This window comes from Stenotrophomonas sp. 22LJNL06-5-1 (assembly GCF_056861455.1).
In genome coordinates, this window is sequence record NZ_JBSPUE010000007.1 from 176,841 (window position 1) to 203,257 (window position 26,417).

25 protein-coding genes, 1 tRNA gene and 1 pseudogene are annotated in these 26,417 nt (G+C 66.9%); 16 read left to right on the top strand and 11 right to left on the bottom strand.

The features are described from left to right. Nucleotides 1-39: 39 nt before the first annotated feature. On the top strand, nt 40-1,041 hold the full coding sequence (locus tag AC13GF_RS15865; RefSeq protein ID WP_483005251.1) for an energy transducer TonB: 1,002 nt from the start codon (nt 40-42) through the stop codon (nt 1,039-1,041). Nucleotides 1,042-1,125: 84 nt separating this feature from the next. Here AC13GF_RS15865 and AC13GF_RS15870 read toward each other — a convergent pair whose 3' ends face one another. Continuing rightward, nucleotides 1,126-1,380, bottom strand: a complete 255-nt coding sequence (locus AC13GF_RS15870; RefSeq protein WP_483005252.1) for a hypothetical protein — start codon at nt 1,378-1,380, stop codon at nt 1,126-1,128. A gap of 77 nt (nt 1,381-1,457) precedes the next feature. Between AC13GF_RS15870 and AC13GF_RS15875 the strand changes: the two genes are divergently transcribed. Then, entirely contained in the window at nt 1,458-2,255 is a 798-nt protein-coding gene (locus AC13GF_RS15875; protein ID WP_483005253.1) for a helix-turn-helix domain-containing protein, read from the top strand. Between the two features lie 100 nt (nt 2,256-2,355). After that, nucleotides 2,356-3,054 carry a transposase gene (locus tag AC13GF_RS15880; RefSeq protein WP_483005254.1) on the top strand — a complete coding sequence of 233 codons (699 nt, stop codon included), beginning with the start codon at nt 2,356-2,358 and terminating at the stop codon, nt 3,052-3,054. Between the two features lie 33 nt (nt 3,055-3,087). Here AC13GF_RS15880 and AC13GF_RS15885 read toward each other — a convergent pair whose 3' ends face one another. The 4 genes from AC13GF_RS15885 to AC13GF_RS15900 form a co-directional block, all read right to left on the bottom strand. Continuing rightward, nucleotides 3,088-4,272, bottom strand: coding sequence for an ABC transporter permease (locus AC13GF_RS15885; protein ID WP_483005255.1), 1,185 nt, complete (start codon nt 4,270-4,272; stop codon nt 3,088-3,090). After that, nucleotides 4,269-5,015 carry an ABC transporter ATP-binding protein gene (locus tag AC13GF_RS15890; RefSeq protein WP_126929840.1) on the bottom strand — a complete coding sequence of 249 codons (747 nt, stop codon included), beginning with the start codon at nt 5,013-5,015 and terminating at the stop codon, nt 4,269-4,271. Before AC13GF_RS15890 ends, AC13GF_RS15885 begins: the two co-directional genes overlap by 4 nt. Further along, a complete protein-coding gene (locus AC13GF_RS15895) occupies nt 5,012-6,538 on the bottom strand; it encodes an alpha/beta hydrolase (protein ID WP_483005256.1) in 1,527 nt (508 codons plus the stop codon). The genes AC13GF_RS15890 and AC13GF_RS15895 overlap by 4 nt, the downstream gene beginning before the upstream one ends. A gap of 68 nt (nt 6,539-6,606) precedes the next feature. After that, nucleotides 6,607-7,809: a GGDEF domain-containing protein gene (locus AC13GF_RS15900; protein ID WP_483005257.1), complete on the bottom strand. Its 1,203-nt coding sequence runs from the start codon at nt 7,807-7,809 to the stop codon at nt 6,607-6,609. A 154-nt stretch (nt 7,810-7,963) separates the two neighbouring features. Here AC13GF_RS15900 and AC13GF_RS15905 point away from each other — a divergent pair, with 154 nt between their 5' ends. From AC13GF_RS15905 to AC13GF_RS15915, 3 genes are all read left to right on the top strand, one after another. After that, nucleotides 7,964-8,449 (top strand): DUF1203 domain-containing protein, encoded by a 486-nt coding sequence (locus AC13GF_RS15905; RefSeq protein ID WP_483005258.1) that lies wholly within the window; start codon nt 7,964-7,966, stop codon nt 8,447-8,449. A 233-nt stretch (nt 8,450-8,682) separates the two neighbouring features. After that, complete coding sequence (locus AC13GF_RS15910) at nt 8,683-9,855, top strand: lytic polysaccharide monooxygenase (protein ID WP_483005259.1); 1,173 nt, start codon at nt 8,683-8,685, stop codon at nt 9,853-9,855. 177 nt (nt 9,856-10,032) lie between these two features. Further along, nucleotides 10,033-11,190, top strand: coding sequence for a lytic polysaccharide monooxygenase (locus AC13GF_RS15915; protein WP_483005260.1), 1,158 nt, complete (start codon nt 10,033-10,035; stop codon nt 11,188-11,190). A 75-nt stretch (nt 11,191-11,265) separates the two neighbouring features. Here the strand turns inward: AC13GF_RS15915 and AC13GF_RS15920 are convergent, their stop codons facing one another. After that, complete coding sequence (locus AC13GF_RS15920; protein WP_024958208.1) at nt 11,266-12,015, bottom strand: ferredoxin--NADP reductase; 750 nt, start codon at nt 12,013-12,015, stop codon at nt 11,266-11,268. A gap of 84 nt (nt 12,016-12,099) precedes the next feature. Between AC13GF_RS15920 and AC13GF_RS15925 the strand changes: the two genes are divergently transcribed. From AC13GF_RS15925 to AC13GF_RS15945, 5 genes are all read left to right on the top strand, one after another. Further along, complete coding sequence (locus AC13GF_RS15925) at nt 12,100-13,068, top strand: ABC transporter ATP-binding protein (RefSeq protein WP_483005261.1); 969 nt, start codon at nt 12,100-12,102, stop codon at nt 13,066-13,068. Further along, the gene (locus AC13GF_RS15930; RefSeq protein WP_295558530.1) at nt 13,065-13,856 is read left to right on the top strand and encodes an ABC transporter permease; all 792 of its coding nucleotides are present in this window, start codon (nt 13,065-13,067) and stop codon (nt 13,854-13,856) included. Before AC13GF_RS15925 ends, AC13GF_RS15930 begins: the two co-directional genes overlap by 4 nt. 199 nt (nt 13,857-14,055) lie before the next feature. Further along, on the top strand, nt 14,056-14,823 hold the full coding sequence (locus tag AC13GF_RS15935) for a hypothetical protein (protein ID WP_483005262.1): 768 nt from the start codon (nt 14,056-14,058) through the stop codon (nt 14,821-14,823). A 185-nt stretch (nt 14,824-15,008) separates the two neighbouring features. Further along, nucleotides 15,009-15,947 (top strand): 2-dehydropantoate 2-reductase, encoded by a 939-nt coding sequence (panE, locus tag AC13GF_RS15940; protein WP_483005263.1) that lies wholly within the window; start codon nt 15,009-15,011, stop codon nt 15,945-15,947. After that, nucleotides 15,944-16,828, top strand: a complete 885-nt coding sequence (locus AC13GF_RS15945; RefSeq protein WP_483005264.1) for a Rossmann-fold NAD(P)-binding domain-containing protein — start codon at nt 15,944-15,946, stop codon at nt 16,826-16,828. Before panE ends, AC13GF_RS15945 begins: the two co-directional genes overlap by 4 nt. On the opposite strand, the pseudogene AC13GF_RS15950 reads toward AC13GF_RS15945, so the two are convergent. Continuing rightward, a pseudogene (locus AC13GF_RS15950) lies at nt 16,815-17,618 on the bottom strand (TatD family hydrolase); the annotation flags it as partial. The gene AC13GF_RS15945 and the pseudogene AC13GF_RS15950 sit on opposite strands and share 14 nt — an antisense overlap. A gap of 67 nt (nt 17,619-17,685) precedes the next feature. Between AC13GF_RS15950 and hrpB the strand changes: the two are divergent. Together hrpB and AC13GF_RS15960 are read left to right on the top strand one after the other, a co-directional pair. Continuing rightward, nucleotides 17,686-20,190 (top strand): ATP-dependent helicase HrpB, encoded by a 2,505-nt coding sequence (hrpB, locus tag AC13GF_RS15955; protein WP_483005265.1) that lies wholly within the window; start codon nt 17,686-17,688, stop codon nt 20,188-20,190. A 144-nt stretch (nt 20,191-20,334) separates the two neighbouring features. Next, nucleotides 20,335-20,709 carry a hypothetical protein gene (locus AC13GF_RS15960; protein WP_019336760.1) on the top strand — a complete coding sequence of 125 codons (375 nt, stop codon included), beginning with the start codon at nt 20,335-20,337 and terminating at the stop codon, nt 20,707-20,709. A gap of 60 nt (nt 20,710-20,769) precedes the next feature. Here the strand turns inward: AC13GF_RS15960 and AC13GF_RS15965 are convergent, their stop codons facing one another. The 4 genes from AC13GF_RS15965 to AC13GF_RS15980 form a co-directional block, all read right to left on the bottom strand. Then, nucleotides 20,770-21,309: a pseudouridine synthase gene (locus AC13GF_RS15965; protein ID WP_483005335.1), complete on the bottom strand. Its 540-nt coding sequence runs from the start codon at nt 21,307-21,309 to the stop codon at nt 20,770-20,772. Nucleotides 21,310-21,455: 146 nt separating this feature from the next. After that, nucleotides 21,456-21,707: a hypothetical protein gene (locus AC13GF_RS15970; RefSeq protein WP_483005336.1), complete on the bottom strand. Its 252-nt coding sequence runs from the start codon at nt 21,705-21,707 to the stop codon at nt 21,456-21,458. Nucleotides 21,708-21,842: 135 nt separating this feature from the next. After that, nucleotides 21,843-22,094: a hypothetical protein gene (locus AC13GF_RS15975; protein WP_483005337.1), complete on the bottom strand. Its 252-nt coding sequence runs from the start codon at nt 22,092-22,094 to the stop codon at nt 21,843-21,845. Between the two features lie 98 nt (nt 22,095-22,192). Continuing rightward, entirely contained in the window at nt 22,193-23,050 is an 858-nt protein-coding gene (locus AC13GF_RS15980) for a class I SAM-dependent methyltransferase (protein WP_483005266.1), read from the bottom strand. 169 nt (nt 23,051-23,219) lie between these two features. Here AC13GF_RS15980 and AC13GF_RS15985 point away from each other — a divergent pair, with 169 nt between their 5' ends. The 3 genes from AC13GF_RS15985 (at nt 23,220) to AC13GF_RS15995 (ending at nt 26,412) form a co-directional block, all read left to right on the top strand. After that, nucleotides 23,220-24,176: an aldo/keto reductase gene (locus AC13GF_RS15985; RefSeq protein WP_483005267.1), complete on the top strand. Its 957-nt coding sequence runs from the start codon at nt 23,220-23,222 to the stop codon at nt 24,174-24,176. A 680-nt stretch (nt 24,177-24,856) separates the two neighbouring features. After that, nucleotides 24,857-24,930, top strand: a tRNA-Thr gene (locus tag AC13GF_RS15990). A gap of 357 nt (nt 24,931-25,287) precedes the next feature. Further along, on the top strand, nt 25,288-26,412 hold the full coding sequence (locus AC13GF_RS15995; protein ID WP_014038908.1) for a slipin family protein: 1,125 nt from the start codon (nt 25,288-25,290) through the stop codon (nt 26,410-26,412). Nucleotides 26,413-26,417 lie beyond the last annotated feature (5 nt).

Consider the following 26,417-nt stretch of genomic DNA (forward strand, 5'->3'; position numbering starts at 1 on the left):
CAATGATTTACGTCACGTCGTCTTCTAGAGGGGAGCAGGATGTCGCACGTCTCAACGATCACCGCCGCGCGCCGGTGGCTGCCGATTGCCCTTGCACTGGCGCTGGCCGCCTGCTCGGGCAAGGAAGAAACGCCCGCACCGGCCCCCGCCGCCGCACCCACGGCCGCTGCTCCGGCCGCCCCGGTGGTCGCCGCCAAGGTGCAGTCGATGGGCACCGAACAGCTGCGTGAATCAGCCAGCCAGGCACTGCGCGAGAACCGCATGTATGCGCCGGCAGGCGACAACGCCATCGAGTACTACCTCGCCCTGCGCGACAAGACGCCGGACGACGCCTCGGTGAAGAGCGCACTGACCGATCTGCTGCCGTACACCCTGATCGCCGCCGAGCAGCACCTGGGCCGCGAGGACTACACCGAAGCGCAGCGCCTGGTGGCACTGATCGAGAAGGTGGATGCCTCCGCCCCCGCCCTGCCCCGCCTGAAGGAAGGCCTGGCCAAGGGTGTGGAAAACGCGGCCAAGCGCACCGAGACCGAAGCCGAGAAGGCAAAGAAGGACGCCGAGGATCGCAGCAAGCAGCAGATCGAACAGCAGCGCCTGGCCGAACAACGCACCAAGGAAGCCGACGCAGCCAAGCAGATCGCCGCGCAGCAGGATGCCGCACGCCGCGACAACGAGCGCCAGGAGGCCGAGCGCCAGGCCGCGGCCCGTCGCGATGCCGAACAGAAGCAGCAGCAGGCCGCCGCCCAGCAGGCCAGCGCCGCGCGCCAGGCAGCCGCCGCCGCAGCTCCCACCCTGCGCCCGGTCAGTACGCCGGCGCCGCGCTATCCGGCCGAAGCCCTGCGTTCGGGAACGTCGGGCGAAGTGCTGGTGGAGATCACCGTCGGCACCGACGGCTCAGTAGTCAGCGCCCGCGTGCTGCGCGCGACGTCCGGACGGACCTTCGACCGCGAAGCCCTGAACGCGGTCAAGCGCTGGCGCTTCGAGCCGGTCAACGCGCCGGTCACCACCCGCCGCACCCTGGTGTTCGCACCGGGCGGCTGACCGCAAAAAAGGGGACGGAGGGGATTAAGTCGTTTCTGCCACGTCCATGACGCCAAGGCCCGGTCCATCCGGGCCTTGTCCGTTTCAGGCACCGCCATCAATCAGGCGCTGCAGGGCCGGATCGCGCGCGGCCAGCACCTGGAACAGGCCCAGCGCATGCAGGCCCGGCAGCAACGCACGCAGGTCGGCTTCGGCAGTGGCGCGCGTGGCGGGATCGCTGGACGGATCCTGCCAGTCGCGAACGCTGGCGAGGAAAGCACCCACGCTGCCCTTGCGCACGGTGAGGCCGTTCACCTGCACGTCGTTCTGATGGTCGGGAAGAATGTCCTGTGGCTGCATGGGGAAGCGCTCCGTTGAAGTGGGCTCCAGTGTCGGGGCCCGGACTCGACGTTTCTGCCGTATAACTGCCAATCGATATGGCAGATCAGACAACCACCGCCTTTCTCGACCCAGCGTTGGCCGATGCCGCCGACGGACCGGTGATGCTGGCGGCCCGGCTGCGCCAGCGCGGTGTGCGTCGCACAGCGCGCCACCGGCATGCCCGCGGGCAGCTGCTGGGTGCGCACCAGGGGCTGCTGCGGATCGCCGCCGACGACCTGCACTGGCTGCTGCCCGCAGGTCATGTCGCCTGGATACCGCCCTTGCTACCCCACGCGCTGTTGAGCGCAGACGGGTTCGATGGCTGGAGCCTGTACTTCAACGCCGAGGCCTGCCTGGGTCTGCCCACCACACCGCGCATTTTCCAGCCCAATGCACTGCTGCAGGCGGCGACAGCACGTGCGCTGCAATGGCCCCATCAACCACTGGATGCTGCGCAGGCACGACTGGCCGGTGTGATCGCCGATGAGATTGCCGCCAGCATGCCCCTGCCGCTTGCCCTGCCGCAACCGCGTGACCGGCGACTGCAGAAGATCGCTTCGGTGCTGGCGCGTTGGCCGGACGACCTGCGCAGTGTTGAGGCGTGGGCGGCCACCAGCGGGCTGTCCAGCCGCAGTCTCGCCCGCCGTTGGCAGGCCGAAACAGGCATGACCTTGAGCCAGTGGCGGCAACGCCTGCGCGTGCTGCTGGCGCTGCCACGCCTGCTGGCGGGCGAGCCGGTGATCAGCGTCGCGCTGTCGATGGGCTACGACACGCCCAGTGCCTTCATTGCCGTGTTCAAGCGCGAGATGGGCGTGACACCTGCGCGGTATGGAAAAGGGGACGGAGGGGATTAAGTCGCTTCTGCCTTCCCCCACACCATCTCGCGGCATCGCCTGATGCCCTTCGCGGTCAGCGTGGCGGCAGGCTGATGATTCCTTGAAGCCCTGAACTGCCATGCCTCGACAAGCGCGCCTGATGTTGGCCGAACAGCCGTACCACGTAACCCAGCGCGGTGTGAACAAGGGGGCGATTTTCGTTGACGATATCGACCGCCAGCTGTTTCTGCACCTATTGCACAGCGCCTTCCTGAAGCATCAGGTCGCGCTGCATGCCTACGTATTGATGGGCAATCACGTTCATCTGTTGGCCACACCTTCCACGGGCGTCGGCTTGGCGAATGCGATGCGGATGCAGGGTAACAACTATGTCCAGGCGTTCAATCAGCGGCATGAGCGCAGCGGACCGCTCTGGCAAGGCCGCTTCCATTCTTCGATGGTGGACGGCGACGCCTATCTGCTCAGCGTCTATCGCTACATCGAACTCAATCCGGTTCGTGCGGGCATGACAACCGCCCCGGAAGATCACCCATGGTCGAGCGTGCATGGAAACCTGCAGCGACGCCACGATCCGATGCTGACAGAACATCCCGCATTCCAGGCGCTCGCCCCGACCCGGCGACAGCGGGCAATGCTCTATGCGGAGTTTCTGCAGGACATGAACGCGTCCGCTGACCTGCCCGCAATCCGTGCGCACAGTGCCGGGCAGCATCCGTTGGGAAATGCAACTTACCTGCGGATGGTGGAACAGACACTGGGCCGCCCCGTGGTGCTACGCAAGCGCGGGCGCCCCCAGAAGAAGGGGACAGAGGGTTAGAAACGACTTAATCCCCTCCGTCCCCTTTTTCGGTCAGCCAGAGATGGCCAGACGCTCGTTGTGGTAGCGGCGCACGGCGGCGAACCACAGCACGGCGGCCAGGCCGAGGCTGGCGCCGAGATAGATGGCCCAGACCGCCGGGGTGATGGCCTCGTGGCGGATCACCTTCAGCAGCATCTGGTTCTGCGACAGGAACGGCACGGCGTACTGCCACAGCTCACTCTTCAGCGGATAGGCCACCAGCGCGTAGCCGGGCATCATCGGCAACAGCATCAGCCAGGTCATGTGGCTCTGCGCTTCCTTCATGCTCTTGGCCGCGGCCGACAGGAAGGTCAGCAGCGAGGTGCCGATCATCAGCATCGGCAACATCACCAGCAGCATCTGCAGCATCGAACCGACGTTCATGTTGAACTGGCGGCCGATGTTGCCAGGCGCGATCTGTGCGCTCACCTTGAACGCCACCAGGGTCAGCAGCAGCGACACGAAACCGACCACGCAGGCGGCGGCGATCTTGCCGCTGACAATGGCGCTGCGCGAGCCCGGGGTGGCCAGCAACGGCTCCAGTGACTGTCGCTCACGCTCGCCGGCGGTGGCGTCCATCACCAGATAGGCGCCGCCGATGAACGAGGTCAGCGTGAGCAGCACCGGCAGCAGCATCGACAGGATCATGCCGCGCTTGGCTTCGGCACTGGCCAGATCCTGGCGTGCCACGTCCAGCGGCCGCGCCACCTGCGCGTCGATGCCACGCGCCATCAGGCGCAGCGCACCGACCTGGCCGTTATAGGTCGCCAGTGCCGCCTCCAGGCGCGCGCTGGGTACTTCTGCGGCGCGACGGGTACTGTCCTTGATCACCTCCACCAGCGCCGGCTTGCCATCGGCCCAGTCCTTGCCGAAGTCATCGCTGATGCGCAGCGCCACGTCGATCTCCTGGCTGCGGATGGCCTCGGCCAGGTCCTTCGGTGCCGGAGCGGTGTTCAGCCCCTGCGCGGCGAGGAAACGCACCAGATTGGGGGCGTTGTCCGCACCGATGGTCGGAATCTGCAGCGGTTGTTCGATCTGGGTGCGCACCCGGCTCTCAGCCAGCTTGCCCATGCCCAGCAGCAGCACCGGGTACAGCAGCGGCCCGAACAGCAGGGTCAGCAGCAGCGTGCGGCGATCACGGGAAAGGTCGCGCAGTTCCTTGCGCATCACCGTCATCAGGGTCGACATCATGCTCATGCGTGCAGGCCCTCTTCGCTGCCGATCAGTTTCACGAACGCATCTTCCAGGTTGGATTCGCCGGCCTGCGTACGCAGTTCATCGGCGCTGCCGGCGGCCATCACCGTGCCCTTGGCAATGATCACGATGTGATCGCACAGTGCGGCCACCTCCTGCATGATGTGGCTGGACAGGATCACGCAGCGGCCTTCTTCGCGCAGGCCCAGCAGGAATCGCCGCAGCGCGCGCGTGGTCATCACGTCCAGACCGTTGGTCGGCTCATCGAGAATGACGTTGCGCGGGTCGTGCACCAGCGCGCGGGCAATCGCGGTCTTGGTGCGCTGGCCCTGCGAGAAGCCATCGGTCTGGCGGTCGAGGATGTCACCCATGTCCAGCGCGTGCGACAGCACCTCGATGCGCTCGCGGATGCGCTCGGCCGACAGGCCATGCAGTTCGCCGAAGTAGGCGATGTTCTCGCGCGCGGTCAGGCGCTTATAGACGCCACGCGCATCGGGCAGCACGCCAAGATGGCGACGCACTTCCACCGGATTGCGCGCAGCGTCGACCCCGTCGACGCTGATGCTGCCCTGGTCGGGCGTCATCAGCGTGTACAGCATGCGCATGGTGGTGGTCTTGCCGGCACCATTGGGCCCCAGCAGGCCGGTGATGCGGCCATCCTCGGCACGGAAGCCGACGTTGGCGACTGCCTGGATACGGCCTGTGCGGGTGTCGAAAGCCTTGTGCAGGTTGTCGGCGACGATCATGGTTCCCATCCGTTGAACGAGGTGAACGCCGGCACGTAGCTCAGCGTGTCCAGGCAGCCGGCATCCAGCGCCTTGGCATCGGTCTTGTCGATGAACTGGCCAAGCAGGCGCGGCATGCAACCAGCCGTCAGCGTGCCGTGGCCCTGGCCGCGGGCGACCAGCGTGCGGCCATTGGGCAGGCCCTTGAGGACCTGCTCGGCATAGCGCGGCGGCGTCACCGGGTCCAGTTCACCGGACAGCAGCAGCGCCGGTACGTCACTGCGCAGCGGCACGGCATTGGCTGCCGGTGCCGGCCGGTGCGGCCATACCGGGCAGGCGGCGAAGAAGGCACTGGCCACGTCGTTGCCGAACAGGCGCTCGGGATCCTCGGCCGGCGCGTGGTAGCGCGGCGCATCTTCGCTGCAGATCACCGACCACTGCATGCCACGGTTGATCTGGAAATCCATGCTGCGGTTCGCACCGCGTGCCAGCGACGCCAGCGGTGCGTAGCGGCCGTGCGCGGCTTCATCGAGAACCAGCGGCAGCAGCGAGGAATACTGCGGCACATAGGAGAAGGCGAACGCGAGGCCGATCACGCTGTCCGGACTCAGCACATCCTGCCGGGTCTGGTTGGTGCCGGGGTCGCGATACTCCACCGAGACCGGGGCACGGCGCAGGGTCTCGACCACGCTGCGCAGCTGTGCGCGGGTGTCGGTCGGGAAGCGCTTGCTGCAGGCGGCATCCTTGCGGCACTGCGCCGACTGCAGGGCGATCGCATCCTCGAACGTTGTGGCGAAATCGCCGCCCACCACCAGCTCGTTCGGCACCACGCCATCGATGACGATGCTGCGCGTGTGCTGTGGATAGGCACCGGCATAGCGTTGGGCTACGCGGGTACCGTAGGAGCCGCCGACCAGGTTGATGCGCTCGGCGCCCAGCGCCTGACGCACCGCATCCAGATCAGCAATCGCCTCACTGGTGGTGTAGAAGCGCGCATCGGCACGCCCCTGCAGCGAGGCGGCGCAGCGCTCGGCGTAATCGCGCAGCGAGGCTTCCGTGGGTGCGGCATCCTCGTCCATGGCCAGCTCCTTGCCATCCGCGCCAAGGCAGTTGAGCGGGTTGGAACCGCCGGTCCCGCGCTGGTCGACGAGGAAGATGTCGCGCTGCTTGCGCACCTGGCGCAGCGCGGTATCGACGATGACCGCCACTTCGCTGGCGGCCTGGCCGGGCCCACCGGCCAGGAAGAACACCGGGTCGGGCTGGCTGGAGCCGCTGCTGCCCGATTCCAGCCAGGCGATGCGCAGGCCGATGCGTCGGCCATCGGGCTGGGCCCGGTCCTCCGGCACCTGCAGGGTGGCGCACTGCGCTTCCACGTTGGCGCTGGCGCCTTCAGTGGACAGCGTGCAGGGCTGGAAGTCGATCATGCCGAAACGGCGGCTGGGCCCATCACTGGCGCCTTCGGCGCCGGGTGACGGTGACTGGCTGCAACCGGCAAGCATCAGGCTGGCCAACGTTGCGGCCAACGCGAGGTGGTGTCTTTGCATCGTGCTCGTTTCCCCTGGAGGACGTTCCTGGCAACCACGACGGGCTGCCGCGGAAGATGTGACTCAACTTACACGGGCATGGCGTCGTCGGCGATGGGCAGACGCGAAATCTCCGCCGGCGTGGCACAGGCCAGACGATCGCGGCCGGCGGCCTTGGCCCGGTACAGCGCCGCGTCTGCCGCTGCCAGCAGCGTGGACAGGTCGCCGTGGCCGTCGTCCATGGCCAGGCCGATGCTGGCGGTGACCGTCACGGGCCCGGTGGTCAGCCGCGCCGGTTTCTGCTGCAGAGCGGTACGGATCGCCACAGCCCACGCCATCGCTTCACCCTGCGTGCTGCCGGCCAGCACCAGCACGAACTCCTCGCCACCGTAGCGGCCCAGCAGCGTGTCATGGCCCTGCAAACCGTGCTGCAGCACCGCAGCAAAGTGGCGCAGTACCTGGTCTCCGGCCAGATGGCCCCAGCGGTCGTTGATCTGCTTGAAGTGATCGACGTCGACCAGCAACAGGGCCAGTGGCCGGCCCTGCCGGCGCAGCCGCTGCAACTGCGCCTGGCCGTCGGCCAGCACCGCGCTGCGGTTGAGCAGCCCGGTCAGGCCATCGGTGCGCGCCGCACGCCGCAGATCGACCAGCATGCGTTCGACCAGCAGCAGCACCATCGCAAAGCACCGCGCCAGTTCCAGCATCACACCGGCAATGTAGGTGACGAACATCGGTGTACCGGTGCGCATGATGTCCTCACCGGCATCGGGTGCCACCGGCAGGAACAGGCGCACCGCGTACAGGGCCGCCTCGGCCAGGAACACCGCCGCCGCCAGGCGGCAGCTGGTGCGCTGCTGCGCGGGGGCATGCCGCAGCAGCAGCCACGCGATCCAGCCATCGACCAGCAGCGTGAACACACTGAACACCTGCAGGCGCACGCGCAGGTCCGGCCACAGCATCAGGAAGGCGAAGATGCAGGCCATGAACGCGGCCGCCATCAACAACGGCCGCCACAGCGGCAGCGGCTGTTCCAGATGCAGCGCCACGCCACGCAGCATCAGCACCGCGCAGCCGGCCATCGCCGCATTCCCGGCCAGTATGGCCGGTGCCAACGGCAGGTAGGGTCGCAGCGCCAACAGGGTCACGCCCAGGGTCAGCAGCCACAGGCTGGCGGTCCACAGGCGCAGCACCGGTTGCCCGCGCAACACCACCAGCAACAACGAGAACCCCACGGCAATGCCGATGCAGAGCAGGAAGCCAAGCACGGTGATGGTGGGGAAATCCAGGGACATGCGGCGCTCATCGGCCGGGGCGGCGCGCGCATCTTAGCGCCTTGTGCTGCGTTCCCCGCGGCGCTGGCTGGCCCGATGGAGATGCGGGGTCTGAAAACGGCGAGCACGGCGGCCGGTGCCTGCGCAGAATCGGCGGAAAACCAAGGAGACGCCCATGCATGCGTGGTACCTCGGTGGCATCGACCACCGCCCGTTCCTGCACCTGTTCGAGAAGAGCGACACCGCGCTGGCTGCGCTGGGCATCCAGCGTCGCTGGGCCGGTGAAACAGGAGGGCACCCCTGCCGGATCAGCCTGAGCGATCCACCCTGTGGCAGCGAGCTGCTGCTGTTGTCCCATGTGCATCTGCCCCTGCACTCGCCCTATCACGCTTCGGGCCCGATCTTCGTGCAGCGTGGCGTGACCCGTTGCGTACTGTCGCCAGGCGAAGTGCCCCCGTATGTGCAGCGCCGGATGATCTCGTTGCGCGCCTATGACCAGGCTGCATTGATGCTGGCCGCAGAGATCAGTGAGGGCACGGATGTCTCCACTCGGCTGGACGCGCTGTTTGCCGACCCTGCCGTGGCCTTCGTGCAGCTGCACAACGCGGCCCACGGCTGCTTTTCGTGCCAGGCGGATCGCGTGGGCATGGCGCCGACGTAGCCGGATCTCCACGACGTGATCGTTGCCACGCCGAAGACGTGATCGCCGGCGCATCCGTTCAGTCCCGCGTGAAGCCTGCGGGAAGGGCTTCACACCCACAGTCACGGATCGGCATTTCCATGGTTCCGCACCCTGCGCTGCGACTCGATACTCGCCGTGGTGCCGCCGAAAGTCCGCCGTGCAGCGCAGCTCCTGCGGTCACCGCTCTCTTTCGACGACCACAAGGAAGCGCCATGTCATTCCGATCCACACCACTGCTGCTGGCCACTTCATTGGCCGCCGCCGGCCTGTTGCTGGCCGCCGACGCATTTGCCCACGGCACCATGACCACGCCGATCAGCCGCGTCTATGCCTGCTTCCAGGGCAATCCCGAGAACCCGACCAACCCGGCCTGTGCCGCCGCCAAGGCCGTCGGCGGATCACAGGCGTTCTACGACTGGAACGGCATCAACCAGGCCAACGCCAACGGCAACCACCAGGCCGTAGTGCCCGACGGCAAGCTGTGCAGCGGCAACAACCCGACCTTCCGCGGCCTGGACGTGAACCGCAGTGACTGGCAGACCACGCCGATCCAGGCCGATGCCAATGGCAAATTCACCTTCGTGTTCAAGGCGACCGCGCCGCACGCCACGCGTGACTGGCGCTTCTTCGTCACCCGCGACGGCTGGCAGCCGGGCAGCCCGCTGCGCTGGGCCGACCTGCAGGAGTTCTGCACACTGGGCAATACGCCGCTCTCGGCCGATGGCACGTACAAGCTGCAGTGCACGCTGCCGCAGCGCACCGGCCAGCATGTGATCTACAACACCTGGCAGCGTTCGGATTCGACCGAAGCGTTCTATACCTGCATGGATGTGCGCTTTGAAGGCGGCGGCGGTGGTGCGACACCGGCACCGCAATGGCAGGATGCAGGCCCGGTCACCGCACGCGGTGAACTCCCGGTGGGTACGACACTGGCACTGCGTGTGTTCAACGCCAACGGCAACGATGTCGAACGTGTGGAAGCGACCTTGGCCAGCGGCCAGACGTCTGCCACGCAGTGGCCCTTGGCGCTGGCCCGCAAGGTCAATGGAAGTGCGCAGCATGCGCGCGTGGGCGTGCTTGCCAATGGCGTGATCACGCCGTCGGCGTCGGCCACCGACAATCGCGTGTACCTGAAGGACGGCAACCGCTTCCAGCTCGACACCCAGGTGCCGGACCCGGGTACGCCATCACCGGGCGGTGATTTCGACCACGTGTACCCGGCGGGCATCGGCAGCTACGTGCCCGGCCAGACCGTGGTGAAGGGCAGCGACGGCAAGCTGTATGCCTGCCGCCCGTTCCCGGAAGGTGCGTGGTGCAACGTCAATGCCGAGGCGTACCGCCCGGGCGTGGGTGCGGCCTGGCGCGATGCGTGGATCGCGTACTAAGCATGACGGGGGTGGCACTTTGGTGTCGCCCCTCCTGCATGAGGCTCATTGCGATGGAGATCGCATGGAAAAGGCCGATGGGTTCGCAGCCTCTTTTTTTTCGGAATTGTTGAATGGAGGACGCTCTTTGCTGCGTGGAGACTCGACGGGCCTTCCACACGTCAAAGGACGTCATCGATGCAAGCCCACCTTCTTGCAGCAGTTGCTGCCTCCCTGTGCGCGGGTCTCTTCGCCTCACAAGAGGCCCAGGCCCACGGCACCCTTTCCAAGCCGATCAGCCGCATCTACGCCTGCCGTCAGGCCAACCCCGAGAATCCGACCAACGCGGCCTGTGCGGCAGCCAAGGACATCGGTGGCGCACAGCCCTTCTACGACTGGGCCGGCATCAACCAGGCCGACGCTGACGGCAACCATCGCCAGGTCGTGCCTGACGGCGAACTGTGCAGCGGCGGCAATGCAAAGTACCGCGGCATGGACCTCAATCGCACGGACTGGTCGACCAGCCCGATCCGCGCCGATGCCCGCGGCCGATACACCTTCGAGTACCTCGCATCGGCTCCGCACAAGACCCGCGACTGGGTCTTCTATGTAACCCGCGAAGGCTGGCAACCGGGCAACCTGCTGCGTTGGGATGACCTAGAGCAGTTCTGCTCGCTGGGTCACGTGGACGAGGATGCCAACGGCATCTACCGACTGGATTGCCCACTGCCCAAGCGTACTGGCCAGCACATCATCTATAACACCTGGCAACGCGCGGATTCGGCCGAAGCGTTCTATACCTGTGCCGACGTACGTTTTGAAGGTGGTGACATCATCCCGCCACCGGAGTGGGAGGACGCTGGGGCCATCACCGCGCGGGGTGAACTGGAGACCGGTACCACCCTGACCCTGCGCGTGTTCAACGCCAGCGGCAATGACCTGGAAAGCCCGAAGATCACCCTTGCCACCGGGCAGACCTCCGCCACGCAATGGCCGCTGGCGTTGGGCCGCAAGATCAACGCTTCTGCCCAGCATGCCCGGGTGGGCATACTGAAGAACGGCATCATCACACCCATCGCCTCGGCCACCGAGAACCGCGTCTACCTGAAGCCGGGCCATCGCTTCCAGCTCGACACGCAGCTGCCGGATCCGGTCGATCCGCCTCCGGGCGACTATGACTTCGTGTATCCGGACGGTATCGGCAGCTACACGCCGGGCGAAACCGTGGTCAAGGGCACCGACGGCAAGCTCTACGCCTGCCGCCCGTTCCCGGAAGGTGCGTGGTGCAACGTCAATGCCGAACCCTACCGCCCTGGCACCGGCTCTGCCTGGCGCGACGCCTGGATCGCGTACTGAGGCAGGCGACCGGGGGCGGCGTGATGCCGCCTCCGGTTCGTGCGGTTGCCGGCCAGCGGCCGGCACTACCCGGGCCTACTTGCTGCTGACGTACTTCTCGCGGCGGATCTGCGGGTTGCCCAGGCCGGCAGCCTTCAGCAGCTCGGCACAGGCATCGACCATGTCCGGGTTGCCGCACAGGTAGGCGATGTCGGTGGCCGGGTCCGGCGTGAAGCCGGCCAGCGCCTGCTGCACGTAGCCGTGCTGTACGTCCGGGTGCGGATCGGCCGGCAACTCGCGCGACAGGCACGGAACATAGCGGAAGTTCGGGTGCTTTTCGGCGAAGCTGTAGAAATCTTCGCTGTACAGCAGCTCGCCCGGGCTGCGCGCGCCCTGCAGCAGCACGATCTGCACACCGCGTTCGGCCATGGCCTTTTCCAGCAGCGGCAGCATCGAGCGGTACGGGGTAACGCCGGTGCCGGTGGCGATCAGCAGGTAACGGGCGTTGTGGTCGCCGGGGTTCAGGCAGAACCGGCCATAGGGGCCGGACGCACTGATCTGGCCGCCCTGCTCCAGTGCCTCGAACAGGGCCGTGGCGGCGCCACCGGGCACGAAACTGACCGCGATATCCACCGCCTCGCCTGGGCCCAGCGCGTGGTCGTGGATGGTCGCCAGCGAGTAGCTGCGCTTGGTTTCGGTGCCGTCTGCGTAGCTGAAATGGACCTGGATGAACTGGCCGGGCTGGAAATCCAGCGGCTGCCCATCGTCACGCACGAACTGGTAGTGGCCGACGGTCGGGGCCAGCATGCGGCAGCCGACCAGCTTGAGGGGGAATTGAACAGGCACGACTTTTCGGGACAGTGTGTAGCCGGGGCAAGCCCTCGGGGTCTTCTATAATAGCCCCTCCCCGCCCCTCTCCAGCGCCAGCCCATGGGCGCGAAGGCTTCGAGCTTGGCATCCCAGAACGATACGGCGCCCGCCCTGCGCGTGCGCGACCTGCGCAAGACCTACGACAACGGCACCCAGGCCCTGAAGGGTGTTTCCCTGGAAGTGGCCCCGGGCGACTTCTTCGCCCTGCTCGGCCCCAACGGCGCCGGCAAGTCGACCCTGATCGGCATCATCAGCTCCCTGGTCAACCTCAGCGAGGGCCAGGTGGAAGTGTTCGGCAGCGACCTGGTGCGCAGCCGCAGCGCCACCATGCGCCTGATCGGCCTGGTGCCGCAGGAAATCAACTTCAACCTGTTCGAAAAGCCCTTCGACATCCTGGTGAACTACGCCGGCTTCTATGGCGTACCGCGCGAGGAAGCCGAGCAGCGCGCCGAAGAAGAATTGAAGCGCGCGCACCTGTGGGAAAAGGCACAGGTGATGAGCCGCACGCTGTCCGGTGGCATGAAGCGCCGGCTGATGATCGCCCGCGCGATGATGACCCGCCCGCGGCTGCTGATCCTGGACGAACCGACCGCCGGCGTGGACATCGAGATCCGCCGCGACATGTGGCGCGTGCTGAAGGAGATCAACGCCGCCGGCACCACGATCATCCTCACCACGCACTACCTGGAAGAGGCCGAGTACCTGTGCCGCCACCTGGCGATCATCAACCATGGCCAGATCGTCGAGCAGGGGCCGATGCGCACCCTGCTGGCGAAGCTGGACGTGGAAGGCTTCCTGCTGGACATCGACGGTGACCTGCCGGCGCAGCTGCCGGTGATCGAAGGCGCGACGCTGACCGCGCCGGACCCGCACACGCTGGATATCGACATGCCTCGCGCAATGGACCTCAACCGCGTGTTCGCCACGCTCAACGAGTCCGGTATCCGCGTGCGTTCGATGCGTACCAAGAGCAACCGCCTGGAGGAGCTGTTCGTGCGCCTCACCGGCAACCTGGAGAAATTCGCATGAGCACCACCGAGCTGACCGACGGCCAGCGCAACCGCGTCGCACTGATGACCATCGTGCGCCGCGAAGTCGCCCGCATCATGCGCATCTGGGGCCAGACCCTGGTGCCGCCGGCGATCACCATGACCCTGTACTTCCTGATCTTCGGCAACCTGATCGGGTCGCGCGTGGGTGACATGGGCGGCTACACCTACATGCAGTTCATCGTGCCGGGCCTGGTGATGATGAGCGTGATCCAGAACAGCTACGGCAACATCAGTTCCTCGTTCTTCGGTGCCAAGTTCGGTCGCCACGTGGAAGAGCTGCTGGTCAGCCCGATGCCGAACTGGGTGATCCTGTGGGGCTACGTGGCCGGTGCGGTGCTGCGCGGGCTGATGGTGGGCGTGATCGTGCTGATCATCGCGATGTTCTTCACCCCGGTGCGCATCCCGCACCCGCTGGTGATGCTGACCACGGTGATCCTGGGCGCGACGATCTTCTCGCTGGCTGGTTTCATCAACGCGGTGTATGCGAAGAAGTTCGATGACGTGGCGATCGTACCGACCTTCATCCTGACCCCGCTGACCTACCTGGGTGGCGTGTTCTATTCGGTGAAGCTGCTGCCGGGCTGGGCCGAAGCGGCCACGCATGCGAATCCGATCTTCTACATGGTCAATGCGTTCCGCTATGGCCTGCTGGGCAGCAGTGACGTGCCGCTGCCGGTGGCCTACGGGTTGATGCTCGGCTTCGTGGTGGCGCTGACGGCGCTGGCGCTGTGGCTGCTGCGCCGCGGCGTGGGCATGCGCAGCTGAGTTTTGCCTGCAGGGCCTGCGGCCCTGCACCCGCCGAATCAACTTCAACGGCAACGGCAAAAGCTGACTATCCGTGGCATGGCCGGTGCCTGGTGGGTGTCGACCTTGGTCGACACGATAGATCCACGCCATGCGTGGATGAAGCGTTCCAAGCCGATGCTCGGCTCTTTTCGTCTGGAATTGCGGCTAGGCTGTGGCGATGAAGATCACTTCCATTCCATTGGACAAGGCCGTGTCGGACGGCCCCATCGATGCCTTCAGCCATGCGTTGCTGGGCGATTCGCCCACGCTGGATGAGATGCTGGAATACCTGGCGTCACTACAAACGGCTGATCCCCGGTATCGCTACCTGTGCACGCTCGATGATGCCGGCCAGTGCCGCTACACCAGCATGCACGCGTCTAACGATGAGCGCATCGCACTGTACGAGGACGAAGACCCGGCGACCCCCGACGATGCGTTGGCGGCACGCGAGCGGTTGCTGGCGCATGTCATCGCACAGCTCGAACATTCCTCTCATCGGCTGCAATGGACCGCGCTGGCGGGCACTTTGTTGTGCAATGACGCGGACATCGAGGCGCTGGTCGCGGCCAATGCCGCGCCGGACCTGATCGTCGACGAGGTAGCCTGCGTGCAGCAGGTGCCGGTGGACCGTCACGACCTGCTGATCGCCGCCCTGCCCAACGGTTACTTCAGCGCGGACTGGGACATCTTCCAGAACCACGCCCTGATCCGGCACCTGCAGGAATACCATGGCTATCGCCTGTTCGGGCTTGGCGCGTCGTGGCTGGGCTTCCAGCGCGATAGCGCACCGTCGCCTGCAGAAGCAAGCGCTCTGGTCGCGGATCTGCAGCACATCTATGCCGCAGGAACGGATGACACCTGGTCGCAACTGGCCACAACGCTGGCCGCCCGCACCACGCTTCTATTGGGATACACCGAGGACTTCAGCGAACGGCTGCCCTGAGCACCGCCCCACACGAGCGAGCGCAGCGAGCGATCCACTTCCGTTCTTGCACTGCTACCCGTGGTAGCCGCGCCCGGCCAACCCCAATGAACAGTGCATTCCGCGAACCACCACCAGGGGCGCCGCTGGCCGCAATCTCCGGCACAATCGCCATCATGATTCCCCCAGAAAACGGTGAACGTGCAATGCGCATCCTGATCCTTGGCGCCGGTGGTACCGGCGGCTACTTCGGTGGTCGCCTGGCCCAGGCCGGCGTGGACGTAACCTTCCTCGTACGCCCCGCGCGCGCCGCACAGCTGGACCGCGATGGCCTGGTCATCCGCAGCCCGCTCGGCGATGCCCGCTTCCCGGTGCAGCACGTCACCGCCGATGCGCTGCCCGCATTGGCCGCGCAGAAGCCGTTCGATCTGGTCATCCTCAGCTGCAAGGCCTACGACCTGGACAGCTCGATCGACGCCATTGCTCCGGCCGTGGGCGCGAACACCACCGTGCTGCCGATCCTCAACGGCCTGCACCACTACAACGCGCTGGACCTGCGCTTCGGCCGCGACGCCGTGCTCGGCGGCCTGTGCTTCATCAGCGCCACCAAGGCACCCGATGGCGCCGTGCTGCATCTGGGCAAGCCGGCCAAGCTCACCTTCGGCGAGCGCGATGGCGGCGCGGCGTCCGCACGTGTACGTGCCTTCGCCGCCGCCTGCGCGCAGGCCAATCTTGATCACCTGGCGAGCGAACACATCGGCCAGGAACAGTGGATCAAGTACACCTTCCTGACCGCGTTGGCCGCCGCTACCTGCCTGCTGCGTGCGGATATCGGCACCATCGTCGCCACCGATGATGGCGAGGCGATCGTGCGCGGCCTGTACGACGAATGCCTGGCCGTGGCCGAAGCTGCCGGTGAGCCGATTCCCGATGCCGCGCAGGACACCGCACGCGGCACCCTCACCCAGGCGGGCTCGGCGTTGAAGGCATCAATGCTGCGAGATCTGGAAGCCGGCCAGCAGGTGGAAGCCGAGCAGATCGTCGGCGACATGCTGGCGCGTGCACGCAAGGCCGATCAGGAAGCCCTGCTGCTGCAGGTCGCCTACAGCAGCCTGCAGGCCTACCAGGCACTGCGCGGCGCGTGAGCCTCCCGTTGCAGGCCAGCGCGCTGCCTACGCGGGTGCTGATCCTCGGTATGGGCTGGAGCGGATGCGTGCTGGCCACGCATCTGCAGGCACGGGGCGTGCACGTCGTCGGCACGGTGCGTGACCCCTCGTCGGCGCCGGACGATGGCCTGCTGCGGCATCAGCTGCGCGCCGACGCGCCACCGTCGTCAGCCCTGCTCGATGAGATCGCGCAGGCCGAGGCCGTGCTGTGCAGCGTGCCGCCAGATGCCGAGGGCGACCCGGCACTACGTCTGTTGTTCCCGGGACTGCAGGTCAGCCCGGCACTTCGCTGGGTAGGCTATCTGTCGTCCACGTCGGTGTATGCCGACCGGGCCGGCGGCTGGGTTGACGAGCACAGCGCAGCCGATGCCACTGAAGCAGCCGGCGTGCAGCGCCTGCGTGCCGAAGCGCAATGGCGTGCGCTTGCAGAGGAACGTGGCATCGCCTCGGCGGTGTTCCGCCTGCCCGGCCTGTATGGCCCTGGCCGCAACGCCCTGCTGCAGTTGGCGGAGGGCCGTGCACGCCACGTGATCCGCCCGGGCCTGGTGTTCAACCGCCTGCACGTGCAGGACCTGGTAACCGTCATCATCGCTGCGATGCAGCGACCGACCCTGCAGGGTCTCTACCTGCCCAGCGACGACGAACCGGCACCGCCACAGGATGTGCTGGCCTTCGCCGCGCAGCTGGGCGGGTTCGCGATGCCGCCGGCCGTGGCCTGGGATGATCCGGCACTGAGCCCGACGCTGCGGCGCTTCTACGAGAGCAACAAGCGCATCGACAGCCGCGGCACGCGTGAAGCGCTGGCGTGGCAGCCGCGCTTCCCCAGCTACCGTGAGGGCCTGCGCGACCTGCTCCGGTAGTGCCGGGCAGGCGGAAGAACGTACGCGTCGCGGCAGCCGCGTTGGCCGCCGTCACTGCCACGTCCTCGCCACGGTCACGTGCAAGTTCCTCCACGATGTGCGAGAGGAACATCGGTTCGTTGCGGCGATCCTTCGGCATCGGCTTCAGCGTGCGCGGCAGCAGGTACGGCGCGTCGGTCTCGATCATCAAGCGGTTGGCCGGGATGTTCTTCACCAGTTCGCGCAGGTGCGCGCCGCGGCGCTCGTCACACAGCCAGCCGGTGATGCCGATGTACCAGTCCTGGTCGAGGTAATCGAACAGCTCGTCGCGTTCACCGGTGAAGCAATGCACCACCGCCGGGCCGATGCGACCTTCGAAGTTCTTCATCTGTGCCATGAAATCGGCGTGCGCGTCGCGCTGGTGCAGGAACAGGGGCTTGCCATTGTCCGCGGCCAGCTGCAGCTGGCGCTCGAACGCACGGTGCTGGGCCGGGCGCGGCGAGAAATCACGGAAGTAGTCCAGCCCACACTCCCCCACCGCCACCACTTCCGGGTGGGCATGCAGCGCGCGCATCTCGGCATCGCATTCCTCGGTGTATTCCACCGCGTGGTGCGGGTGCACGCCGGCGGTGGCATACAGGAAGCCGGGGTGTTGCTGCGCCAGCTGCACGGCCAGCGGCGAGTGCTCGCGGCTGGCACCGGTGATGACCATCTGCACCACGCCAGCCTGCCGTGCGCGGTCGAGGACGGCATCGCGGTCGCGGTCGAAGGAGTCGTGGGTCAGGTTGGCGCCGATATCGATCAGGTGCATGGTCATCGCGGGGGAAAAGTGCCCGCGCATTGTACCTGCGCCCGCCGCGGCCCCTTATCCTTTGCACATGAACACCCCGCTCTTCCCCATTTCCCCGCTGCTGCCGCAGATCCAGCAGCACCTGGCCGTGCAGCCACGGCTGGTGCTGGAAGCCCCGCCCGGCGCCGGCAAGACCACCCAGGTGCCGCTGGCGCTGCTCGATGCACCGTGGCTGCAAGGCCGGAAGATCATCCTGCTGGAGCCGCGCCGGGTGGCCGCACGCAGTGCTGCGCTGTTCATGGCGCGGCAGCTGGGCGAAGAGGTCGGCGGCACGGTCGGCTACCGCATCCGCTTCGAGAACAAGGTCTCGGCACGCACCCGCATTGAAGTCGTCACCGAAGGCATCCTGACCCGCATGCTGCAGGATGACCCGATGCTGGAAGAGGTCGGTGCGATCCTGTTCGACGAATTCCACGAGCGCCATCTCAGTGGCGACCTCGGCCTGGCGCTGGCGCTGGACGTGCAGGCGCAGCTGCGCGATGACCTTCGCCTGGTGGTGATGTCGGCCACGCTGGATGGCGAGCGGCTGGCACGCTTCCTTGATGCGCCGCGGCTGAGCAGCGAGGGCCGCAGCTACCCGGTGACGGTCAGCCATTTCCCGGCGCGCCGCGATGAGGCGCTGGAACTGCAGGTGCGCCGCGCGGTGCAACAGGCCCTGGCCGAACACCCCGGTGACCTGCTGGTGTTCCTGCCCGGGCAGCGTGAGATCGCGCGGGTGCAGACCGGCCTGCTGGAATCGCTGGATGCCGGCGTCGAAGTACTGGCCCTGCACGGTGAACTGCCGGTGGAACAGCAGGCGCGCGTGCTGCAGGTGGCCAGCGATGGCCGCCGCCGCGTGGTGCTGGCGACCAACGTCGCCGAGTCGTCGGTGACGCTGCCCGGCGTGCGCGTGGTGATCGACAGCGGCCAGGCACGCGAGCCGCGCTACGATCCCAACAGCGGTTTCACCCGGCTGGACGTGGTGGCCATCGCCCAGGCATCGGCCGACCAGCGCGCGGGCCGTGCCGGTCGCGTGGCCGAAGGCGTGGCCTGGCGGCTGTGGCCGCAGTCGCAGCGGCTGGAGCCGCAGCGCCGCGCCGAGATCGATCAGGTGGAGCTGGCCGGGCTGGCGCTGGAACTGGCCGCCTGGGGCAGCAGCGACCTGCGCTTCCTCGATCCGCCACCGGCCGGCCCGATGGGCGCCGCCCGCGAATTGCTGCAGCGGTTGGGCGCGCTGTCCAGCAGTGGTGCGATCACCGCACTCGGCCGGCGTGTGCTGGCGCTGGGTACGCACCCACGGATGGCAGCGATGCTGCTGGCGGCGCCCGATGCACGTGCGCAGGCGCTGGCCGCCGATCTGGCCGCCCTGCTGGAAGCCCGCGACCCGTTGCGCCAGGGCGGTGACGCGCTGGCGGCCCGCTGGCGCGCACTGGCCGCGTTCCGCAACGGCCGCGCGCCGGGCGACGCCAATCGCAGCGGGCTGGCCGCCATTGACGCTGCCGCCAAGCAGTGGCGACGACGCCTGCGCTGTGATGCCGCGCCACCGGCCAGCATCGAGGCGCACGAACTGGGTGACCTGCTCGCACATGCCTTCCCCGACCGGATCGGTGTCCAGCATCCCAGCGATCCACTGCGCTACCTGCTGGCCAATGGTCGCAGCGCGCGCCTGCACGAACTGAGCGACCTGCGTGGCGAACCGTGGCTGGTGGCCAGCGAGCTTCGCTTTGAGGCACGCGATGCGCTGCTGCTGCGTGCCGCACCGGTGGATGAGGGCCAACTGCGCAAGGCGTGGCCGGAGCGGCTCATCACCGAAGATGTGGTGCGCTGGGACAGCGAGCGCCGCGCCTTGGTGGCCCTGCGCGAGACCCGTTTCGACCGCATCGTGCTAGACAGCCGCTCGGCCGGCCGGGTCGATCCGCAGCACGCCGCGCAGGCGCTGACCGATGCGGTGGCCGAGCTCGGCCTGCAGGCGCTGCCGTGGACCGAAGGCCTGCGCCAGTGGCAGGCACGGGTGGAATCGCTGCGCCGCTGGATGCCCGAGCTCGGCCTGCCCGACTGCAGCGACGACGCCCTGCTGGCCACGCGTACGCAATGGCTGCAGCCCGCGTTCGCCGGCAAGACGCGACTGGATGCGCTGGATGAATCCGGCTTCGGCGAAGCGTTGAAGTCACCCCTGGAGTGGTCTCAACGGCAGCTGGTCGAACGCCACGCACCGACCCGAATCACCGTGCCGTCCGGGCTGGAGCGGCCGATCAGCTATGCGCTGGACGGCGAGAGCGGCGATCCGCTGCCACCGGTGCTGGCGGTGAAGCTGCAGGAACTGTTCGGCCTGGCGGATACGCCGCGCATCGCCGATGGCCGCGTGCCGCTCACCCTGCACCTGCTCTCTCCAGGTGGCCGCCCATTGCAGGTCACCCAGGACCTGCGCAACTTCTGGGAAAACACCTACGCTGAAGTGAAAAAGGAGATGAAGGGACGCTACCCGCGCCATCCGTGGCCGGATGATCCGTGGACCGCCACGGCCACGCACCGGGCCAAGCCGCGCGGAACCTGACCGGTCGTGCCGGCACGACCGGTTGCGGAACCTGCCTGATCCTGAATGGCTGCGGTAAAGTCACGCCACGTGCTGCCCCGACTGACATACCGTTTACGGGCAACACGCGACACTGGACTTCGACCCGAGGCAAAGGACCCCCGCATGAGCAAGCTGACCGTAATCACCGACCGCGCTCTGGAGCGCGCCCTGGAGCTGGCCCACACCGCCGGCGATGGCCTGAAGAGCGCCGGTGGCAGCCTGCGCAATGCGGACTGGATCAAGACCGGCGCCGCCATCGGCGCAGTGAAGACCGGCGGCAAGGCCGCGACCAAGTTCGTGCGCCGCAATCCGGCAGTGGCCGTGGCCGCTGCAGCGGTGGGTGTGGGCCTGCTCGGCTATGCGCTGTACCGCAAGCAGCAGAAGAAGAAGGCCGCCAATGGCCACGTGGTGAATGGGCAGGCGCAGCGCATCAACGCACGTGACCGCCGCAACGACACCGTCGTGGACGAGCACAGCGATATCGGCAGCGACGCCTGAGATCGTCGGCCACTGTCAGGGCCGGGGTCCTTCCGCAGGAAGGGCTCCGGCCTTTTCATTTCAACCGATCTGCCGCCACTGCCCTGGCTGCAGGTCGTCCAGCCGGTAGGGTCCCATCGACACGCGGACCAGCCGCAGCGTCGGCAGGTTCACGACCGCGGTCATCCGCCGCACCTGGCGGTTGCGGCCCTCGCGGATCGTGATCGCCAGCCAGCTGTCAGGCACGGTCTTGCGGAAACGCACCGGCGGATCGCGCGTCCACAGCGACGGCGCCGGATCGAGGCGTTCGATCTTCGCCGGCAGGGTCGGCCCGTCGTTCAGCTCGACGCCGTCGCGCAGCTGTTGCAGCTGCTCATCGCTGGGCGTGCCTTCCACCTGCACCCAGTAGGTCTTGTCGGCCTTGTGCCTGGGGTCGGTGAGCTTGTGCGCCAGCGTGCCGTTGTCGGTCAGCAGCAGCAGCCCCTCGCTGTCATGGTCCAGCCGGCCTGCGGCATACACGCGCGGCGGCAGGCCGAACCCGGCCAGGGTCGGCCGCGGCGGCACGCTGCGGTCGGTGAACTGGCAGAGCACGTTGAAGGGCTTGTTGAAGGCGATCAGCATTGCGGGCACGGCAGTCAGCGGGTGGGGCATTGTCCCATGCCGCGAAGTACTGGCGCCCCGGTGGTGTAGCACCAAAGGGTGCCGGTCAGGACGGCCGGCATGGCCACGCCCGGCTGCTCTTTCCTGCGACCGCGAACACGAAGGGCTCAGCCGAATACCTTCCACTGCAGCAGGAACGAACCCAGCACCAGCACGAAACCGCATGCCGAAACGACATTGGCCCGGCGGTGCAGCGCCGCGGGTGGCGGGCAGGTCATGCGGGCGCGTTCGTCCAGCACGCCACCAAAGAACAGCACCGCAAAACCCGTCGCTCCCAGCAGGTCGTAAGCATGCCTACCGTGGAACACGAAGTCATACAGCCGCGGCAGCACCAGCACCGCGATGACGATATACAGCACCTTCTTCAACGGTCCATGTCCTTGAATTCGATGGGGCTCCGGCGCATGGCCGGATCTGGGGCCGGCCATACCTCGCGCCGCGCGCGATGAACGCGGGCTCGGCGGCTCTTTCCCGCCGCCGCGATCACGGCGGGCTCAGCCGAAAACCTTCCATTCCAGCAGGAACGAACCCAGGACCAATGCGATGCCGCACGCCGCAATGACATTGGCCCGGCGCCGCAGCCGGATCGTAGGCGGACTGGTGTTGCGTGCGCGTTCCTCCAACAGGATGCCCGCGAACAGCACTCCGAAACCAACGGCCGCGACCAGGTCATGGGCATGGCCACCGTGAAACACGAAATCAATCAGCCGTGTCAGCACAAAGACTGCCACGGCGATGTACAACACCTTCTTCAACGGTCTACGTCCTTGAATGAGATTGAATCTCCGCGTGTGTCCGGCCCTCGGGCCAGCCACACGCCGCGCTGGCAGTACAGCGTGCCGCCTTACGGCTTGATGAAGCGCAGGGTCATGCGGTCGCTTTCGCCAATCGCCTGGTACTTCGCATCATCGGTCTTGTCGTGCTGGTTGGTCGGTGGCAACGTCCACACACCGTTCGGGTGATCCTTGGTATCACGCGGGTTGGCGTTGACCTCGCTGCGCGCATCCAGCTTGAAGCCGGCGGCCTCGGCCATCGCGATCACCTGCTGCTGGCCGACATAACCGGTGTCATCGTCGTCGGCCACATCGGCCTTGGCGCGGTGCTCGACCACGCCCAGCACACCGCCCGGCTTGAGCACGTTGAAGAAGCCCTGGAACATGCCCTGCGCCTGGCCGGCCTTGCGCCAGTTGTGCACGTTGCGGAAGGTCAGCACCACGTCGGCTGAACCGGCCGGGCCGAACACCGGCTTGGCCGGATCGTAGGCGACCACGGCTGTCTTGCCGAACTGTGCCGGCGCACCGGCGTACTTCTTTTCCAGGCTGTCGCGGCTGCGCTGCTGGTAGTCACGGCCGCGGCCCTCGGGCACCGCCATCGGATCGACCACGGCGGCGACGTAATGACCCTTATCATGCAGCAGCGGCGCCAGGATTTCCGAGTACCAGCCGTTGCCGGGGGTGATCTCGATGACGGTCTTTTCCGGCGTCACCTTGAAGAACGACAGCGTCTGCGCCGGATGACGGAAGCCATCGCGCTTGACGTTGTTGGCATCGCGGGTCGGTGCCTTCACCGCCGCATCGATGGCCGGTGAGACCTGGATCTTCGCCGGCGCCACCGTGGCCGGTGCGGCGAACGCGGGAACAGCGGCAAGCAGGGCCGACGCAAGCAGCAGGCGGCAACCACGCAGGGACGAAGCAGGCATCATCGGAGCGACTCCAGCGGAAGATGCGGCGAGACTAGCAGCCGCGGCGTCCCAGGTGTTCACAAAACGTTAGCTGCGTGCGTATCGCGGAACACTGTTTTGTGGTCACCGCCGCAGCACGGTCACACAACGCGTTTTATTCTGGAGCACTTCCCCCAAGGAGTCCGTGCCCATGACGGCAACCCGCGAACTGGGCCGTTCCGGCCTGCATGTACGTCCGCTCGCCTTCGGTGGCAACGTGTTCGGCTGGAGCGCCGATGAGAAGGCCAGCTTCGCCCTGCTCGATGCCTTCGTCGACGCCGGCTTCAACCTGGTCGACACCGCCGATGTGTATTCGGCCTGGGTGCCGGGCAATGCCGGCGGCGAATCGGAAACGTTGATCGGCAAGTGGTTCGCCCGCAGCGGCAAGCGCGACAAGGTGGTGCTGGCGACCAAGGTGGCCAAGTGGGCCGAGCGCCCCGGCCTGACCCCGGACAACATCAATGCCGCGGTCGAAGATTCGCTGCGCCGCCTGCAGACCGACGTGATCGATCTGTACCAGGCCCACGAGGACGACGAGTCGACGCCGCTGGAGGCGACGCTTGCGGCATTCGGTCGCCTGATCGAAGCCGGCAAGGTGCGCGCCATCGGCGCGTCCAACTACAGCGCCACACGCCTGGCCGACGCGCTGAAGGTGTCCACCGACTACAAGCTGCCGCGCTACGAAACCCTGCAGCCGGAATACAACCTGTACGACCGCGCCGGCTACGAGAAGGAACTGGAACCGCTGGTGCAGCGCGAACAGATCGGCGTGATCGGTTACTACGCGTTGGCCAGTGGCTTCCTCAGCGGCAAGTACCGCACGCCGTCCGATGCGACCAAGAGCCCGGCACGTGGCGAGACCGTGGTGAAGCGCTATCTGAACCCGCGCGGCCTGCGCATCCTGCAGGCACTGGATGACGTGGCCAGCAAGCACAACGCCAGCGCCGCACAGATCGCACTGGCCTGGCAGATCGCACGGCCGTCGATCACCGCACCGATCGTCAGCGCCACCAGCGTCGAGCAGCTGCACGATCTGCTGGCAGCGGCCAACGTAACGCTGAGCGTGCAGGATGTCGCGCAACTCGACGCCGCCAGCACGGAAGACTGAGTTGTAGTGCCGGCCGCTGGCCGGCATTGCACAGTCCGGTAGTGCCGGCCGCTGGCCGGCATCGCGCGGTAAAGAAGAAAATAATTGAACAAAATGGTTGCGCACGACTAAATCGTGGTTTATCGTGCGCACCTCGTTTCAACAACCACTGGAAACTTCCCTTGAACGCGCATTCCGTCGCCACCGCCAAACTGCTGCCATGCCTGCGCATGGACGTGCTGGCGCGCGCGTTCGGCAAGGAAGACCAGCTGACAACGGCCTGATACCCGCCCTGCGGAGATCGGCCACCCCGATCTCCGAGGCCTGACGACGCCCTCGGAACGCAAGTCCCGGGGGCGTTTTCGTTTGCGTCGGCACAAGGACCCGCGATGCCAGAACTGCACCCCGCGCGGCGACCCGCCGCTCACTGACCCAGGTTTTTCCCGCCCCGCCGAAGGATTTACTTCGCGCGACCGGCAACGCCTGGACATTATCTGCATTGCACTCAAACATTATCGCTCGCCGATAATGTCGGTGGCCTGCACCCTCGATTCTCCAACGGTCCCGTTTCAACCACGGGCTGGTGCGCGCGGCATTGCCGTGGCGTATGCCGGAGGTCGCGGACATGCCATCGCCTGGATCGCCTGCTGGAGTCAGGCGCCGGTTCGCCGGTACGCGGTTCGATTCCGCGCGGTCCCCAACTGGATAGCTCAGCTTGGTCAGAGCAACGGATCCGTAATCCGTCTGTCGTGGGTTCGATTCCCACTCCAAACCACATGACCTGTCACGTCATGACTTGAAGCAACACCCGGGGCGCAAGCCCCAGCGGCCATCGTCGCCATCCACGGATATCGCCTTCGGGCAGGAACGTGGAAGGCAACGGACCGCACGCCGGGCCCCGGCCCGCCGCCACTGCCAGCCACGTTCCGCACCGGTGCTGCCTGCCGGGAACGACGATGGCAGCAGTGCCGGTGCACCGAAGGCTCCGCGCGCGGACCGTCCGCCGATGGCCGCCCTCTTCCGCCGCCTGCACGTGATGTGCAGGCGGCCTCGCCACGACCGGATCGACCCGGGTCACGGCGATTCATTCGCAACGGGTCGAACCACCAGAGCCATACAAGGAGAGACTCCCATGTTCTGGACCATCAAGGTCGTGATCGGCGACGGCGAGCGCGGCCTGGTGTATCGCAACCGTCGCTTCCAGCAGATCCTGCTGCCGGGCGTGCACCGTCTGTCGCCGTTCGGCGGCCGCCCGCACGTGGACATCCACACCGCATCCAAGGGCGCGGCCTACACCGGCAGCGACCAGGACAGTCTGATCGAGGCACTGGGCGCGACGCTGGACACGCACTTCGTGCTGGCCAACGTCGGTGCCACCGAGGTCGGTCTGTTGCTGCGCAACGGCCGCATCGATGAAGTCCTGCCGCCGGGCAGCCGCCGTCTGTACTGGCGGGGTTCGGTCGACACCCAAGTGCGCGTGATGGCGCTGGGTGACGAGCCGCGCATTCCGGCGGACGTGCAGCAGCGCCTGGGCCAGTTGGGCGTGCTGCCGCGTGTGGCGGTGATCAGCACCGTGCCGAGCGAGTCGGTCGGCCTGCTGTTCATCGATGGCACGCTGCGGCAGACGCTGGACGCCGGCCTGCACGCGTTCTGGAACTTCAACGGCAACGTGTCGGTGGAGCGTGTGGAACTGCGTGCACGTTCACTGGACGTGTCCGGCCAGGAACTGCTCAGCCGCGACAAGGTGACCCTGCGGGTGAACCTGGCCGCGACCGTGCAGGTGGTCGACCCGGTGCGTGCACACCGCACGCTCAGCAATGCCGATGAGTTCGTCTACCGGCAGCTGCAGTTCGGCCTGCGCCAGGCAATTGCCGCGCGCAGCCTGGACGAGCTGCTGGGTGACAAGGCTGCACTGGACGGCGAGATCGCTGCGCATGTGCAGGCGGCGATCGAAGGCCACGGCGTGCGCTTGCTCGGCGTCGGCATCAAGGACGTGATCCTGCCGGGCGAGATGAAGGAGATCCTCAACGGCGTGGTGCTGGCCGAAAAGCAGGCCCAGGCCAGCGTGATCCGTCGCCGCGAGGAGGCCAACGCCACGCGTTCGCAGCTCAACACCGCAAAGCTGATCGAGGACAACCCGGTGCTGATGCGCTTGAAGGAGCTGGAGGCACTGGAAAAGGTCACCGAGAAGATCGACAAGCTCACCGTGTTCGGCGGCCTGGATGGCGTGCTGAAGCAGCTGGTGACGATCAGGTAGGGGGT